Genomic DNA, 16122 nt, shown 5'->3' with positions numbered 1-16122 from the left:
GTCATAGAGTTGGAGAGTAACGAATAACGGAGGGATATCGGATGAAGCAAATCTTATTGATCACCGACGGTTGTTCCAATGTAGGACCAAGTCCGGTGCTGGCAGCGGCCGAAGCACAGGAAGAGGGCATTACGGTTAATGTAGTTGGCGTGATTGATTATGGAACCATTGGTGAGTTGGGCAGTCGGGAGATTGAGGATATTGCCAGAGCCGGAGGTGGAATCAGCCAAATCGTAGGTACACGGCAGCTTGCCCATACCATGCAGATGATGACAAGGAAAACGGTGGTTCAGACTATTCAGCAGGCGGTTAATAGAGAGTTAACACAAATTTTGGGGGAGAAGGAGCCCAAAACGGTAACCGATCTGGAGCCTGCACAACGTGCCCGGGTCGTGGAAGTGATGGATGACATGGCTGAAACTACAGCCTTACAGGTGATATTGCTAATAGACGTCAGTGCCAGCATGAAGCCCAAACTGGCAGCGGTTGAAGAGGGCATTCGCGATTTAATGTTGAGTTTGCAGGCGCGTGTAGGTCAGAGCAAGCTTTCCGTATTTCATTTCCCGGGACGACACAGTGGAGAAGATGCGGTAATGGATATTGACTGGACAACGGATCCAGGCCGTGTTCGGTCCCTGTTTGGAAGGTTGCAGATGAAGGGCGCAACACCGACAGGTCCTGCAATTCAGAAGGTGATTGATTTTTACCGTTATGGTACACTGGAGGAACAGCAGGAAATAGAAGGGAACTATCGCATTGAAAGAGAAGGGATGCTCGGTGACAACGTTGTCTGACGCCTCTTTCCCGCCAGGAACAGTGGTTACAGGGAAATGGAATCGCAGTCGTTACACGATTCGGAAGCTACTGGGCAAAGGAGCCAATGGCATCGTTTTTCTTGTCCAACGGGGTGAAAATGGCAAACACTACGCGCTAAAAATGGGATTTGATCCGGTAGATCTACAATCGGAAGTCAATGTGCTCAAATCTTTTCAACTACAGCGTAATCATGAAGCCCTTCGGCAGAGCGGCATTCCTTCCTATCTTAAAGATGTGGATGATTATGCCGTTCGTGGCCGGGATATTCCCTTTTATGTGATGCGTTACGTTAGAGGTGAGGCTCTTCATCACTTCATTCGGCGTCAGGGGACAGACTGGACACTTCTGGTGGGACTTAGGCTCTTGCAGAAGCTGGCACAATTGCATCAGGCAGGATGGGTGTTTGGTGATCTCAAACCTCAGAATGTGCTGGTATCCGATTATGGGCAGGTAGAACTGATCGACTACGGCGGAGTTACGTCTATTGGTCGAAGCGTCAAGCAGTTCACCGAATGGTATGATCGGGGCTTCTGGAATGCAGGCAGCCGTACAGCCGATGGTACCTATGATGTGTTTGCATTTGCATTATTGTTGATTCATGTACTTGAAGCAGACGCGCTCAAGGCACTGGCAGCAGAAGGATTACCACAACTGCGAAGTGTGAATCAGCTCGTAGCGCTGGTGGAGCGCAGTGAACGACTGGGTCCTTTTCGCAATTGGACGATTCAGGCACTACGAGGTCAGTTTCGTGATGCAGGTCATGCGGCACAAGCGTGGAAGGAAATGATGGCTCGTCCCACGCCTCTACGCCGTCGTTCCAAAAGTACAACACCGCGCTGGCTTAAGAACGCATTCGCTGTATCTGTGATATTACTTATTGGAGTGCTCATCTATGCACTGCGTTTCTGATCTGTGAGAGTGCATATACATAACGCAAGGAATGAGGAACAGGTATGGAGGCTTTACGCTGGAACATGCTGGTGAAGAACGTGCTGGATGCAGCGGAAGAGCATCAGTTATGGGTTCCCGGGGATCGGATTGTCGTCGCAGTATCGGGCGGGCCGGACTCGGTGGCTTTTTTGCATATCATGCACGAGATCAGCAAGCGGCATGTCCCGCTTGAATTGATCTGTGCGCATGTGCATCATGGTTTCCGTCCCGAATCGGATGATGAAGCCGACAAAATGATGGAACTGGCACAGCAGCTTGGCATTGCATTTGAATGGACCAAGGCCGATGTTCCTTCATATATGGAGCTGACGGGTCAAGGACCACAGGAGGCTGCTCGCAACAAGCGGTATGCTTTTCTACATGAAGTAGCTACCAAGTATAATGCCGCAAGCATCGCTTTGGCACATCATGCGGATGATCAGGCGGAGACAGTCATGCTTCATTTGCTTCGTGGAACCGGCTTGTCGGGACTCTCGGGAATGAAGTTTAAAAGGCGAGAAAAAAATGTGGAACTTATTCGTCCATGCCTTCGTATAAACAAGACAGACCTTGTAGAAGCTTGTAATACCCAGGGTTTTATGTATTTTAATGATGAAAGCAACACCCTGCGTAAATATCGGCGTAATGCCATTCGCTTGGATGTGCTTCCTTTTTTGGGGCAGTATAATGGACAACTCACGCCGTCATTGAATCGGCTTGCCGAAATTGTGGGTGATGAAGACGATTTCATGGAGCAGAGTGCATATGACACATACAGGTGTCTAGTGCAGGTGAACGGCGGAAGGCAAACCTTTGAGGTGCCTTCCTTCTTGAAGTTACATGTCGCTTTACAACGAAGGTTGATTAAACTAATATTGAATTATCTGCCTTTGGACAGTGATTTTGTCGACTTTACCCGTATAGAAACCATTCGACACAAGGTCATGGAGACCCATGTGACGACCTGGAGCCTGGATATAGGACAGACACTCGCCTGCACTCGGGAGTATAATCTGATTTCTTTCGGCATACGGACGGACGTACAGGATCAATCTTACGAGTATCGTCTTGCGCAATGGAGTGGAACTTATGAGCTTTCACTCACCCCAATTAATCGATATATTCGGTTGATGACGGTGAGTCCCGAGGACTATCATGTACCGGAATCGGCGGATCAAGCCGCGTTTGATGCGGATCAACTGCTTATGCCGCTGGTTGTGCGTTCACGGTTACCTGGAGATACCATGAAAGTAATGGGATTAAACGGAAGCAAAAAGGTGAAAAATATTTTCATCGATGAGAAAATCCCCCCATCTGTCCGTCCACGTATTCCTGTGGTATGTGATGGAGCAGGTCATATCATCTGGTTACCGGGTGTTCGACGGTCCAATGTGGCTCCTGTCAGGGAGGGCACTTCCGCAATCCTGTACATGACTGTAGGCGATTCAGCGATTCAGGGGTAGTGGTTATGGTTCAGGTAAGGCTTTCATAGTATAACTTAGGAGGTTCGCACAGTTGCAGAACGACATTCAAGAAGTATTGATCAGTGAAGAAGAAATTCAGAGTAAAGTCAAGGAATTAGGTGCAACACTAAGTGCCGAATATGCAAACCGCAATCCTTTGGTCATTTGTGTGCTCAAGGGTGCGTTTATATTTATGGCTGATTTGGTTAAAAACATAACGGTACCTGTTGAAATGGATTTTATGGCGGTATCCAGTTACGGCGCTTCCACCAAGTCATCAGGTGTTGTCAAAATCATTAAGGATCTGGATGTGTCCGTTGAAGGACGGGAAGTTTTGATTGTCGAAGATATTATCGACAGCGGACTTACACTCAGCTATCTGATTGAACTGTTAGAAAACCGCGGTGCCGAATCGGTGCGTGTGGTTACGCTGTTCGACAAGCCTTCAGGCCGTAAAGTTGAGTTGGAAGCTCATTACACAGGCTTTGACATTCCTGACGCGTTCATCGTTGGTTACGGTTTGGATTTTGCGGAGAAGTACCGGAACCTGCCCTATATTGGGATTTTGAAGCCGGAAGTCTATAGTAGCTAATATCCTGCCCGACCCAAGCCTTGAGCTGTTCTTGGCTTCTGTTGAGAAGCCATGTCGGGCTATGTTAAAATAATTAAAGTGTCTCGAGAGGAGGTAGGGGATGAATCGGTTCATCCGGAATTCTGGTTTTTATTTGATTCTTTTTTTAGTTGTGGTGGGGATAGTCCAGTTCGTCAGCAATGGCGGCGAAGCCACCGATAATCCTAGATATGATCAGTTGCGTGCAGCGATCAAAGCCAACAATGTCTCTGAATTGACGGTTCAATTCAACGGTCAAACGTATCTCGTGACCGGTCAATACAAGAAGGCACCAGATGGCGCCAAATCAGAAAATTTCTCAACGTATATTCCTCCTACGGATGAGGCAATTAGTGAGCTTGTAGCTGCAAGTGAAACTAACAATTTCCAATATCATCAGGAGCCAATGAAAGGTGACAGCATCTGGTTGACGTTGCTGACTTCCTTTATCCCTTTGATCATTATGTTCCTGCTGTTCTTCTTCCTGTTTAATCAGGCTCAAGGCGGCGGCGGTAAAGTAATGAACTTTGGTAAAAGCCGTGCTCGTCTCTATAACGAAGAGAAGAAGCGGGTTACATTTGAAGATGTTGCGGGTGCTGACGAAGAGAAACAGGAGCTTGTTGAGGTTGTAGACTTCCTCAAGGACCCTCGTAAATTCGCAGCAGTAGGTGCACGGATTCCTAAGGGCGTATTGCTCGTAGGTCCTCCAGGTACAGGTAAAACGTTGCTCGCTCGTGCGGTAGCCGGTGAAGCGGGTGTACCATTCTTCAGTATTTCAGGTTCCGACTTCGTGGAAATGTTTGTCGGTGTCGGTGCATCACGTGTACGTGATTTGTTTGAAAATGCAAAGAAAAATGCGCCATGTATCATCTTTATCGATGAGATTGATGCTGTAGGACGTCAGCGTGGTGCTGGTCTTGGTGGTGGTCACGATGAGCGTGAGCAAACACTTAACCAGTTGCTCGTTGAAATGGACGGTTTCGGAGCTAACGAAGGTATTATCATCGTAGCTGCAACGAACCGTGCAGATATTTTGGACCCTGCCTTGCTGCGTCCAGGACGTTTTGACCGTCAAATTACGGTTGACCGCCCTGATGTAAAAGGCCGTGAAGCTGTCCTGAAAGTACATTCCCGTAATAAACCACTGACTAAAGACGTGAAGATGGATATTATCGCGAAACGTACAACAGGTTTCTCTGGTGCAGATTTGGAGAATCTCTTGAACGAAGCGGCATTGCTAGCAGCACGTCGTAATCGTAAAGATATTTCCATGAAAGAAGTTGACGAAGCGATTGACCGTGTCATCGTTGGTACGGAGAAGAAAAGCCGTGTCATCAGTGATCGTGAGAAACGAATCGTTGCTTATCACGAAGCAGGCCATACCATTGTAGGATACTTCCTGGAACATGCTGATATGGTACATAAAGTGACCATTATCCCGCGCGGACGTGCGGGTGGATATGTAATCATGTTGCCAAAAGAAGACCGTATGCTGGTTACCAAGCAGGAACTGTTGGATAAAGTAACCGGACTTCTCGGAGGTCGTGTAGCTGAAGAATTGTTCATCGGAGAGATTGGTACTGGTGCATACAGTGACTTCCAGCAAGCGACAGGTATTGTTCGCAGCATGGTTATGGAATACGGAATGAGTGAGAAATTGGGACCTATGCAATTCGGAAGTTCACAAGGACAGGTATTCCTTGGTCGGGATATCGGTCATGAACAGAATTACTCGGATTCCATTGCGTATGAGATTGATCAGGAAATGCAACGCTTTATCAATGAATGTTATGAGAAATGTAAGGACTTGCTTGTTAAACATTCAAAAGAGATGCATCTGATCGCTCAAACTTTGCTTGAGGTAGAGACTTTGGAAATGGATCAGATCAAGCAATTGATCGAAACAGGTTCCTTAACTCCAAAAGCAGAGAACGACAATGATGGTGAAGGCACACCAACTGAAGGCGGAGAGCCAATCATCGACAACATCGGTGATGTGCGTGTCCGTATTCAAGGTAAAGATGAAACGCCTGAGTCACCAGCAGGAGATATTCCAAACGAGTCTCCGAATCTGGAAAAAGGTAATAACAATAACCCGGATGATGGCGGAACGAAGCCAACGTCTTAATGAATAATACATCTGGCTATGCCAGCAGGTGAAATCAGGAGAGCCCTTGGGCTCTCTTTTTTTGTCCATTATTTTAAAAGAGGATAGATACAGATAAACGGGAGTTAGATGGCGAACCAGTTAGCAAACAGGTGGTTAAGGTGCTGTACCGGGCCTTTTTCATTTATTGACAGAGTCGTGAACGTTGTGTAGATTAGTTGTTAAACCGCTTGTGATTCGTTTCTCAAGCGACATTAACGACTTAGGATGGCCCTACGAAACAGCGTATGACGCTGTCCCGATAAAGGAGAGGATCACAGGTGGAAGCTCTGGCTTTAGAGCGCAAGGCTGAGATGAACCGCGAGCTGCGTGAGCGGCTGATGGAATTGAAGAAGGAACGGAATGCCATTATTCTTGCCCATTATTATCAACGTGACGAGGTACAGGAGGTTGCTGACTTCCGTGGAGATTCGTTTTTGTTAGCCCAGAAGGCAGCACAAACCGATGCCGATGTAATTGTTTTCTGTGGTGTTCATTTTATGGGTGAAAGCGCTAAAATTCTGGCGCCGAACAAAACAGTTATTATTCCGGATGAACGTGCGGGCTGCCCGATGGCAGATATGGTGAACGTGGATGGACTACGCAAATTGAAAGCACAACACCCTAACGCCAAGGTGGTTACTTATATCAATTCCTCGGCTGAGATTAAGGCTGAGACTGACATCTGTTGTACTTCAGCGAATGCAGTTCGGGTTATTCAATCGGTGGATTCCGACGAGATTATCTGGGTACCTGATAAAAACCTGGGACATTACGTGCAGCAGCATACAGACAAAAAAATGATTATCTGGGAAGGTTACTGCAACACGCATGATATGCTCACAGTCAAGGATGTGGTGGAGATGAGAGCCAAACATCCAAATGCAGAGTTTGTTGTTCATCCAGAGTGTCGCCCTGAGGTTGTGGAAATGGGTGATTTCGTGGGCAGCACGACAGCTATTCTGGAGTATTGCAAAAATTCATCAGCGAAGGAATTTATCGTAGGTACCGAAGATGGCACAGGATATCAGCTTCGTCTGGATAGTCCGGATAAACAGTTCCACTTTGCTACCAAGTTCCTCGTATGTCCCAATATGAAGGTGAACAACTTGAAGAAACTGGTGAAATGCCTGGAAACGATGAAGCCGCAGATCTACGTGCCACCGGCTGTTGCCGACAAAGCCAGAGAATCACTAGAGCGCATGTTGTTGGTAAAATAGGATGCGCTACTCTTGCTCCAAGACAGGTGAATAACATGATACCGCAATATTTAGTTGATTTTGATCTGTCTGCGCTACCCATTGTAGAGACGGATGTACTGGTTATAGGCTCAGGGATTGCTGGCTTGTTTACTGCTATTAAGGCCAGTGAACAACAACGTGTATTAATGATCACGAAGAAGTCATTACTTGAAAGTAACACCAGATATGCGCAGGGAGGAATCGCTGCGGTTATTGCTGAGGATGATTCACCTGCTTACCACTTGCAGGACACACTTGTTGCAGGAGCGGGCTTATGCCGCTCCGAGGCGGTAGAGGTATTGGTAAATGAGGGTCCGGACGGAGTGAAGGAATTGATTCGTCTGGGTACTTTGTTTGATCTGGAGAACGGCGAGTTGGCATTGACGCAGGAAGGTGCGCATAGCCACCGCCGTATTTTGCATGCCAACGGGGATGCCACGGGATATGAGATTGTACGTGCACTTGCTGTCGAAGTGAATGAGCATCCCGGGATTGAAGTATGGGATGAGCATTTTGTTGTTGACCTGATTACAGAGCGAGGGGAATGCATTGGCGCACTGGTTCAAAAGGATGACGGATCGCAAGTGTTCGTGAAAGCACAGGCAACCGTTCTTTGCTCTGGCGGGGCAGGGCAACTATACCGATACACAACGAACCCGGATGTAGCTACTGCCGATGGTGTAGCAATGGCCTACCGGGCTGGGGCTATCGTGCGTGACATGGAATTTATCCAATTCCACCCCACCTCTCTTTGTTACCCGGGGGCCCCGCGTTTCCTTGTGTCAGAAGCCGTACGCGGTGAAGGAGCATATTTGCGCAATGTGAAGGGCGAACGCTTCATGGATCGTTATCATGTCCAGCTTGAACTGGCCCCACGCGATATCGTGGCACGAGCGATTGTTAGTGAGATGGAGTCCACCAACAGTACGTTCGTGTATTTGGACATTACGCATGAACAGCCAGAGATGATCAAGCACCGGTTTCCTACCATATATGAGACATGTATGCGTTATGGATTGGACATGACAACCGACTGGATTCCCGTCGCACCTGCTGCCCATTACATGATGGGTGGCGTGAAAACGGATTTAAGTGGAGAGAGCAGTATCTCCCGATTATTTGCTTGTGGAGAGGTATCTTCTACAGGAGTGCATGGAGCTAACCGACTGGCAAGCAACTCCTTATCAGAAGCGATTGTATTTGGCCGGAGAATTGTTGAGCGTATTCAATCTCTTCCTCCGCTTGGTTCATTACAAGGAAGAGTGGGTGCGCCTTCATCTGCGGGCATGAATAGCAAGATCAACAAGATCATGGAAGAGCAAAAGCCGGTATCCGAAAGACGCTTACGATTACAGAAAATGATGGTTCGTCAGGTAGGCTTGCGCCGAAAAGGTGAGGACCTGCGGAAGGCCATGGAGAAGCTGCAACAGGAATTGCAGTTTTTTGATCAGACACTTACTCATAAGGAAGAGTTGGAGTATGCCAATCTTCTGACCTGTGCCTGGTTAGTTACCGGTGGCGCATTACACCGCGAGGAGAGTCGGGGGGCTCACTATCGTGAGGATTTCCCGGTACGTGATGATATGGTGTGGCAGAAGCATAGTCTGCAGCAGCGAGAACAAGCGATTGTGGAGGAATTGATGTCATGATACTGAACGGATATAATGAAGGGCTTATCGAATCAATCAAAAACTGGCTTCGTGAAGATGTCGGTGCAGGTGACGTTACAACGAGTGTGACGATCCCAGCAGGCAACCAATCCAAGGCTATTATACACGCCAAAGACAATGGTATTATTGCAGGCATGACTGTGGCTGAACTTGTATTTCAGATCGTTGATCCTGATCTTGTTTTTACACCGAAGGTAACAGACGGAGACAAGGTTACCCACGGCACAATTTTAGCCGAGGTAGAGGGAAGTACACACTCGCTACTTACGGGGGAACGACTGGCACTCAACTTGCTGCAACGTATGTCCGGGATTGCTACGCGTACGCGTGCTTACGTTGATCTGCTGGATGGACTTGAGACCAGACTTGTGGATACACGTAAGACAACGCCGGGTCACCGATTACTTGAGAAATACGCAGTGCGCGTGGGTGGCGGAGCGAATCATCGATTCGGACTGTACGATGCCGTTATGATTAAGGATAACCACATCAAGGGTGCAGGCGGAATCACTGAGGCGGTACAGCGTGCGCGAACCGTTATTCCACACACGATGACGATTGAAGTGGAGACTGAAAATCTGGAGCAGGTGAGAGAAGCCTTGCAAGCCGGGGCAGATATCATTATGCTGGATAACATGCATCCAGAACGGATGCGTGAAGCGGTTGAGCTTATTCGTGAACAGGCTCCTCATGTGAAGGTTGAAGCATCCGGTAACGTATCCCTCCAGACCATTCGTGGTATTGCTGAGAGTGGTGTGGATGTAATCTCGGTTGGCAGGTTAACCTATTCTTTTGAGAGCCTGGATATCAGCCTGGATTTAAATGAAAAGAAAGAGGGGTGAACCTCTTTGATTCTAGTTGTAGACGTGGGGAACAGCAATATGGTGCTCGGCGTATATCAAGGCCGGGAATTACTGCACCACTTTCGTCTGAGTACATCCCGTCAGTCAACAGTGGATGAATACGGCGTATTGATTTATAATTTATTTCATATGTCGGGTATCAGGGCAAGTGACATCGAAGGTGTCATCATCTCATCTGTGGTTCCGCCACTGGTGAATGTCATCGAAGCGATGTGTGAGAAATATGTAGGCAAAAAAGCTTTACTCGTCGGGCCCGGCATCAAAACCGGCTTGAACTTGCGATATGAGAACCCTCGTGAAGTGGGTGCAGATCGTATTGTTAATGCAGTAGCGGCCGTTGAGAAATATGGCGGCCCTCTCGTCGTGGTCGATTTCGGGACCGCAACGACCTTTGACTGTATTGACGAGAAAGGTCACTACCTGGGTGGAGCTATTGTACCTGGCATTCAGATCGCCACGGAAGCCCTCTATGAGCGGGCATCCAAGCTGCCTCGTATAGAGCTGGAGAAACCTAAAAAGGTCATTGGCCGTAATACTATTCATGCCATGCAAGCAGGTATTATATTTGGCTATGCAGGGCAGGTAGACGGTATTGTAGAACGCATTCGCGAAGAGATGGGTGCGAAACCCAGAGTTATCGCGACAGGTGGTCTCGCTACACTTATCGCAGAAGAAACCCGTAGTATAGAGGAAGTTGATCCGCTGCTTACGCTTGAAGGGCTGCGTATTATATATGAGCGGAACCGGGAAAGGTGAGCATAGAGACGGCATACAGCGGGCTGAGATTACAGCTTAAGTGTTGTGCCGTTTTTTCTGTGTTACGACTATTATGGCGATACGCCAAAGGAGGCTGAATGACTTGGAAAACAACAACAAGCATGACCGGTTAATTCGTGGTACAGCAATGAATGGAAAGGTAAGAGCCTTTGCTATCCAGACTACGGAACTGGTTGAGGAACTACGCAGAAGACATGATACGTTTCCCACGGCTACAGCTGCCATGGGGCGTACGGTTACAACTGCAGCCATTATGGGTGCAATGCTCAAAGGTGAAGAGAAGTTAACGGTACAAGTCAACGGCGATGGTCCAATTGGACAGATTGTAGCCGATGCCAATGCCAAAGGCGAAGTACGAGGATATGTTTCTAATCCACATGTACATCTGCCAAGCAACAGTGTGGGGAAACTGGACGTTGCCGGTGCGGTTGGAACGGAAGGTTTCATTAACATAACGAAAGACCTGGGATTGAAAGAGCCATATCGTGGCAGTGTACCTATTATTTCAGGAGAACTGGGTGAAGACTTCACGTACTATTTTGCTCAATCGGAGCAAACACCTTCTGCTGTAGGCGTTGGCGTGCTCGTTGATACGGATAATTCCGTTATTGTCGCAGGCGGATTCATTATGCAGCTGTTGCCGGGATTGACAGATCAAGAGATCACGGCGATCGAAAATGCTATTAGTGCATTGCCGCCAGTGACGACTTTACTGGAGCAGGGGCTTGAATTGGAAGAGTTGCTTCGCCGATTGTTGCCAGATGTACAAGTAATGGAAGGGTTGGATATTCATTTTAGCTGTGAGTGTTCACGTGAGCGGGTAGAGAAGACGCTAATCAGCCTGGGCCAAACGGAGATGGAACAATTAATTGAAGAAGAGGGCCAAGCTGAAGTAGTTTGCCAATTCTGTAATGAAGCTTATGACTTTAATAAAGAACAACTTGAGACCATCCTAGAGCAAGCCAAGAACTGATCTATGCGGGGACGGGATGCGGAATGACAAGACAGGAAAAAGGGTTGTGGACGGCTGTCATTGTCTTGACGCTGGGCATGCTGGTCATGGGTACGGTGATGGCTATGCATGGTCTCAGACAGGGCAAAGACGAGGCAGATGCATCCCATGATGCCAATACGGAAGAAGGAAGCACCGTAGCGACGATCAACGGAGAAGTTATCACGGATAAAGAGTGGACCGATGCGCTGAAAAGACGTTACGGCAGTGAGTTATTACTCCAGATGTTAAACCGTAAAGCGGTATATGCCGAAGCAATTGAACGCAAGCTGATCGTCACTCCCCAAGAGATTGCAAGGGAGCTCGCGGCCGCGATGGATGGGTACGATTCGGAGAAAGCGTATTATGACGAAATGAAGTCTCAATTGGGCCTGTCGAAACAGGAGCTTGAATTGGAAGCCGGCTACAGGCTGCTGTTGGAGAAAATCGCAACGATCGGCATACAGATCAAGGATGCAGATATTGAGCATTACTGGACTGAACACCGTGAGGACTACGTTTCCCCCGAGAAATATGACTTGTCCATTATCGTAGTGAAGGAAGAAGAGGAAGCCGATTCCTTACTGGATGCGTTGGAGAAGGGGGAAGACTTTGAAGAAGCTGCCCGCAGGCAATCGACAGACAGCTTCTCTCGTGATGCTGGTGGCAGGCTGGGCTGGATTGAGCGGAATGATCCATTCCAGTCCGAAGAAATTCTCCAACTCGCTGCCGGACTGGATATAGGTAATATTGGTGGTCCAGTTCAAGTGGAAGAGGGCTATGCGATTATCAGACTCAATGATAAAGAAGAACAACAGGTGCAATCGGCCGAAGAGGTCCGTGAGGAGATTCGAATGCAGCTGGCTCTGAGTCAGGCGGATCCCTTGCCACAGGTCGAACAAATGCTGCGTAACAAGTATGAAGCCGTAATCCTGTCCGAGATTCCTGCCTCCTGAAATTTTATGGGAATATGGTCTCGCTCTGCAGCATCTTGATAAAAATACTCTGTCTGCGGTCTTAGGGCCGAAGGCAGAGTATTTTTTTGAGTACTCATATTGACAATAAGGGTTAACGTTGATAAGATGAAAATAATAAATACCTACTCGTTTACTCGGATATAAAAGCTTTACTTTTGAACAAAGAAACTTACGGAAACCTTCACCCTGTCTTGAAATATTAGCAGTAAGGGATGGGAGCAGCAGGATTTCCGCAGTTCTTCTATAACATCCCAGAGGCTATCGGCCGCACAAGTATAGTTAACAGGACTCAAGTTTTATTCATCCACTAAGGAGGGCATTCATATGGCTAAAGTAGTTAATAACGTAACAGAACTCATCGGAGGTACTCCGCTTGTTCGTCTGAACCGTATCGTACCTGAAGGCAGTGCTGAAGTATTCGTGAAGCTGGAGTATCAGAATCCAGGTTCAAGCGTGAAAGATCGTATCGCAATTAGCATTGTGGAAGAAGCGGAAAAAGAAGGCAAGTTGAAACCAGGTGATACCATTATCGAAGCAACAAGTGGTAACACGGGAATTGGACTCGCGATGGTGGCTGCAGCCAAAGGCTACAAGTCCGTTATTGTAATGCCTGAGACCATGAGCTTGGAGCGTCGCAACTTGCTTCGTGCGTACGGTGCTGAGCTTGTGCTTACACCTGGAGCTGAAGGTATGAACGGTGCTGTTAAAAAAGCCGAAGAACTGCTGAAAGAAAACCCATCCTATTTCATGGCTGAGCAATTTAAAAATAAAGCCAACGTGAAGATTCACCGTGAAACGACTGGCCCTGAAATTGTTGATGCAATCCAGTCTGTGGGCGGTACGTTGGATGCGTTCATTGCCGGAATTGGTACAGGCGGAACAATTACAGGTACAGGCGAAGTGCTGAAAGAAGCTTTCCCTGGTATTAAAATTGTTGCAGTTGAGCCAGCAGCTTCGCCAATTCTCGCAGGCGGCAAACCAGGACCTCATAAGATCCAAGGAATTGGTGCCAACTTTATTCCTGAGATCCTCGACCAAGAAATTTATGATGAGATCATCCACATTGAGAATGATGATGCATTCGAGACGGCTCGTCAGGTAGCGAAGGAAGAGGGCATCCTGTCCGGTATTTCTTCCGGTGCAGCGATCCGTGCAGGTCTCCAGGTTGCCAAACAGCTGGGTGCAGGCAAACGTGTTGTTGTAATCGTGCCAAGTAACGGTGAACGTTACCTCAGCACACCGCTTTACAACTTCGAAGGCTAAACCTACAAATGACAAAACCAATCCTCCTTGCCCGCTGACGGGTATGGAGGATTTTTGGTGTAATGCTTTTAAAAGGAGCGGCGCTTTAGTATACTATCAGACAATAGAACTAGCGACAGATGGAGGGCGGCAAACCGCAATGACACACCTGATGACAACATACGCCGACTGGATGGAGTGGGCTGAGCAAGGCTGGACCATGATGCCCTATATCACCAAGTCGGATGAGGGGCCGTATCATGGCGGTTTACCGTTATCTTGGGAAGCAGCCTGGGAACAGGCGTCACCCTACGCAATGGTGTTGGAGAATGGCAAAGGCGGAAGATATACATTTCTGGGACTAGACCCCGTTTCCGTTATTTCCGGGAAGGGTCAGGAAGCGGTTATTCGTGATGTACCGGAAGGAACCACCTCGATGGACAGCGGCAAGCCGCTTGATGTATTGAAGAGATGGACAGCCCCTTATCGTGCGCCTAAGGTTACTGGGGCTCCAGACTTTGGGGGTGGATACGCAGGTTATCTCAGCTATGATGTAGCGAGATCGTTGGAGAAGCTTCCAGCCTTGGCTGAAGATAACCCGGCTCTGCCGGATTATTGGTGGATGCGTTTTGAAGAAATATGGGCGTATGACCATCAGCAACAGGCACTTTTCTGCATGGTTCATCTGGCTGTAGAGCCTAATCCGAACGAAACCGATGTGCGTGGTCTATATGCAGTAGCCGAAGCGCGGGCGATAGCGATGCAGCAACGATGGCTTCATATAATGGGGGTTGCACAGGCCGAGGAACAAATGCAGGCACTGGAACACCGCAACAAGCAGGTCAATCGTACACCGCAGCCTGAAGATACGAACGGGGAATCCGAAGGGTGGGCAACCTCCTTCCCGCAGGAGGAATTTGAACAGGCAGTACGCACAGTACAGGAATATATCAGACAGGGCGATGTGTTTCAGGTGAATCTGTCCTTGAGACAGGAAAAACGGCTTCATTCGAGCGCTGAGCATATTTATGAATGGTTACGCCTCGTGAATCCATCACCGTATATGGGTATGCTTCGTAGTCCAGACTTTCAACTGGTAAGCGGATCTCCAGAGCTGCTGGTCAAAGTGGAGAATGGCAAAGTCAGTGCACGTCCCATCGCAGGGACCCGAAGAAGGGGTCGTGATGAGGCAGAGGATAAGGCGATGGCGGATGAACTGCTGAGTAGTGAGAAGGAACGGGCGGAGCATATTATGCTCGTCGATCTGGAACGTAATGATATCGGACGGATTGCAGCCTACGGTTCGGTTCATGTGCCTGAATTGATGACCATCGAGAAGTATTCCCATGTCATGCATCTCGTTTCCCAGGTGGAAGGCAGACTGGCAGAAGGGTTATCCGTATTTGATGTGATTGCTGCGACATTCCCGGGTGGAACGATTACCGGAGCGCCCAAAGTCCGCACCATGGAGATTATCGAGGAGCTTGAGCCTGTGCGTCGTGGACCTTATACGGGTTCCATCGGGTGGATGGATTACAGTGGAAATATGGAATTGAACATCGTCATTCGTACACTTGCCATTAAGGATGGTATTGGTTATGTACAGGCCGGTGCAGGCATTGTCATTGATTCCGATCCATATCGGGAATACAAGGAATGTCGCAACAAGGCAAGAGCGATGATGAGAGCTGTGAATTACAGCGAAGAGGCAGAAGCAAGCAGAGTTATGGAACAGGAACAAGTAGAGCGAGCCGAAGCCATTAAAAAATAAAACGAAGCAACCGTCACTTGATTGACGGAAGATGAGGAGGAGCAGGCATATGATACTGGTTATCGATAATTACGATTCCTTCACGTACAACCTGGTTCAATATCTGGGTGAACTGGGTGAGACGGTGGAAGTTCGCCGCAACGACGAGATTGATTTGGCAGGCATAGAGACACTGGCACCTGATCATATTCTGATCTCTCCGGGTCCTTGTACACCGAATGAAGCAGGTATTAGCCTGGCAGTCATTGAGCATTTCAAGGGAAGCATTCCGATCTTTGGTGTATGTTTGGGGCATCAGTCCATTGGACAAGCGTTTGGGGGCAATGTCATTCGTGCAGAGCGCATGATGCACGGCAAAACATCCGAGATGCACCATAATGGAACATCCGTATTTGCCGGATTGCCATCCCCGTTTACAGCTACCCGTTATCACTCCCTCATTGTAGAGCGCAGCAGTCTGCCGGACTGCCTGGAGATTACAGCGGAGACAGCTGAAGGTGAAATTATGGGTTTGCGTCACAAAGAATATGCGATTGAAGGGGTTCAATTCCACCCGGAATCCATTATTACAGACCATGGGCATCAGATGCTTCGCAACTTCCTGTCCCAACAGGTGAAGGTATAA

14 protein-coding genes are annotated in these 16122 nt (G+C 48.2%); all 14 read left to right on the top strand.

The genetic code is table 11. The annotated features are described in order from the left end of the window. Positions 1-41 precede the first annotated feature (41 nt). The 14 genes from ACX9NY_RS23390 (at position 42) to pabA (ending at position 16122) form a co-directional block, all read left to right on the top strand. Positions 42-794 carry a VWA domain-containing protein gene (locus tag ACX9NY_RS23390; RefSeq protein WP_339238937.1) on the top strand — a complete coding sequence of 251 codons (753 nt, stop codon included), beginning with the start codon at positions 42-44 and terminating at the stop codon, positions 792-794. Then, a complete protein-coding gene (locus ACX9NY_RS23385) occupies positions 778-1725 on the top strand; it encodes a serine/threonine protein kinase (protein WP_253428901.1) in 948 nt (315 codons plus the stop codon). Before ACX9NY_RS23390 ends, ACX9NY_RS23385 begins: the two co-directional genes overlap by 17 nt. Positions 1726-1769: 44 nt before the next feature. After that, complete coding sequence (gene tilS / locus ACX9NY_RS23380; protein WP_472475336.1) at positions 1770-3209, top strand: tRNA lysidine(34) synthetase TilS; 1440 nt, start codon at positions 1770-1772, stop codon at positions 3207-3209. A 52-nt stretch (positions 3210-3261) separates the two neighbouring features. Further along, complete coding sequence (gene hpt / locus ACX9NY_RS23375; RefSeq protein ID WP_017691352.1) at positions 3262-3801, top strand: hypoxanthine phosphoribosyltransferase; 540 nt, start codon at positions 3262-3264, stop codon at positions 3799-3801. Between the two features lie 100 nt (positions 3802-3901). Then, positions 3902-5947 (top strand): ATP-dependent zinc metalloprotease FtsH, encoded by a 2046-nt coding sequence (ftsH, locus tag ACX9NY_RS23370; protein ID WP_472475334.1) that lies wholly within the window; start codon positions 3902-3904, stop codon positions 5945-5947. Positions 5948-6246: 299 nt separating this feature from the next. After that, the gene (nadA, locus tag ACX9NY_RS23365) at positions 6247-7185 is read left to right on the top strand and encodes a quinolinate synthase NadA (protein WP_017691350.1); all 939 of its coding nucleotides are present in this window, start codon (positions 6247-6249) and stop codon (positions 7183-7185) included. A 35-nt stretch (positions 7186-7220) separates the two neighbouring features. Beyond that, entirely contained in the window at positions 7221-8855 is a 1635-nt protein-coding gene (nadB, locus tag ACX9NY_RS23360) for an L-aspartate oxidase (RefSeq protein WP_472475332.1), read from the top strand. Beyond that, entirely contained in the window at positions 8852-9718 is an 867-nt protein-coding gene (nadC, locus tag ACX9NY_RS23355; protein ID WP_339238942.1) for a carboxylating nicotinate-nucleotide diphosphorylase, read from the top strand. The genes nadB and nadC overlap by 4 nt, the downstream gene beginning before the upstream one ends. Positions 9719-9724: 6 nt before the next feature. Next, positions 9725-10495, top strand: a complete 771-nt coding sequence (locus tag ACX9NY_RS23350; protein ID WP_026081372.1) for a type III pantothenate kinase — start codon at positions 9725-9727, stop codon at positions 10493-10495. A gap of 103 nt (positions 10496-10598) precedes the next feature. Further along, a complete protein-coding gene (hslO, locus tag ACX9NY_RS23345; protein ID WP_472475329.1) occupies positions 10599-11489 on the top strand; it encodes an Hsp33 family molecular chaperone HslO in 891 nt (296 codons plus the stop codon). A gap of 23 nt (positions 11490-11512) precedes the next feature. Beyond that, on the top strand, positions 11513-12463 hold the full coding sequence (locus tag ACX9NY_RS23340) for a peptidyl-prolyl cis-trans isomerase (protein WP_339238944.1): 951 nt from the start codon (positions 11513-11515) through the stop codon (positions 12461-12463). Positions 12464-12808: 345 nt separating this feature from the next. Beyond that, on the top strand, positions 12809-13747 hold the full coding sequence (gene cysK / locus ACX9NY_RS23335) for a cysteine synthase A (protein ID WP_339238945.1): 939 nt from the start codon (positions 12809-12811) through the stop codon (positions 13745-13747). 139 nt (positions 13748-13886) lie between these two features. After that, entirely contained in the window at positions 13887-15497 is a 1611-nt protein-coding gene (locus tag ACX9NY_RS23330; RefSeq protein WP_472475327.1) for an anthranilate synthase component I family protein, read from the top strand. Between the two features lie 49 nt (positions 15498-15546). Further along, positions 15547-16122, top strand: coding sequence for an aminodeoxychorismate/anthranilate synthase component II (pabA, locus tag ACX9NY_RS23325; protein ID WP_339238947.1), 576 nt, complete (start codon positions 15547-15549; stop codon positions 16120-16122).

It is taken from the genome of Paenibacillus sp. CB74 (genome assembly GCF_055687625.1).
This window is presented reverse-complemented; position numbering and strand designations above follow the sequence as displayed.

What these genes read in the sequence shown, in the direction of transcription:
- ACX9NY_RS23390 (WP_339238937.1), top strand. Translation starts at nt 42, where the DNA reads ATGAAGCAAATCTTATTGATCACCGACGGTTGTTCCAATGTAGGACCA.
- tilS (WP_472475336.1), top strand. Translation starts at nt 1,770, where the DNA reads ATGGAGGCTTTACGCTGGAACATGCTGGTGAAGAACGTGCTGGATGCA.
- ftsH (WP_472475334.1), top strand. Translation starts at nt 3,902, where the DNA reads ATGAATCGGTTCATCCGGAATTCTGGTTTTTATTTGATTCTTTTTTTA.
- nadB (WP_472475332.1), top strand. Translation starts at nt 7,221, where the DNA reads ATGATACCGCAATATTTAGTTGATTTTGATCTGTCTGCGCTACCCATT.
- nadC (WP_339238942.1), top strand. Translation starts at nt 8,852, where the DNA reads ATGATACTGAACGGATATAATGAAGGGCTTATCGAATCAATCAAAAAC.
- ACX9NY_RS23340 (WP_339238944.1), top strand. Translation starts at nt 11,513, where the DNA reads ATGACAAGACAGGAAAAAGGGTTGTGGACGGCTGTCATTGTCTTGACG.
- cysK (WP_339238945.1), top strand. Translation starts at nt 12,809, where the DNA reads ATGGCTAAAGTAGTTAATAACGTAACAGAACTCATCGGAGGTACTCCG.
- ACX9NY_RS23330 (WP_472475327.1), top strand. Translation starts at nt 13,887, where the DNA reads ATGACACACCTGATGACAACATACGCCGACTGGATGGAGTGGGCTGAG.
- pabA (WP_339238947.1), top strand. Translation starts at nt 15,547, where the DNA reads ATGATACTGGTTATCGATAATTACGATTCCTTCACGTACAACCTGGTT.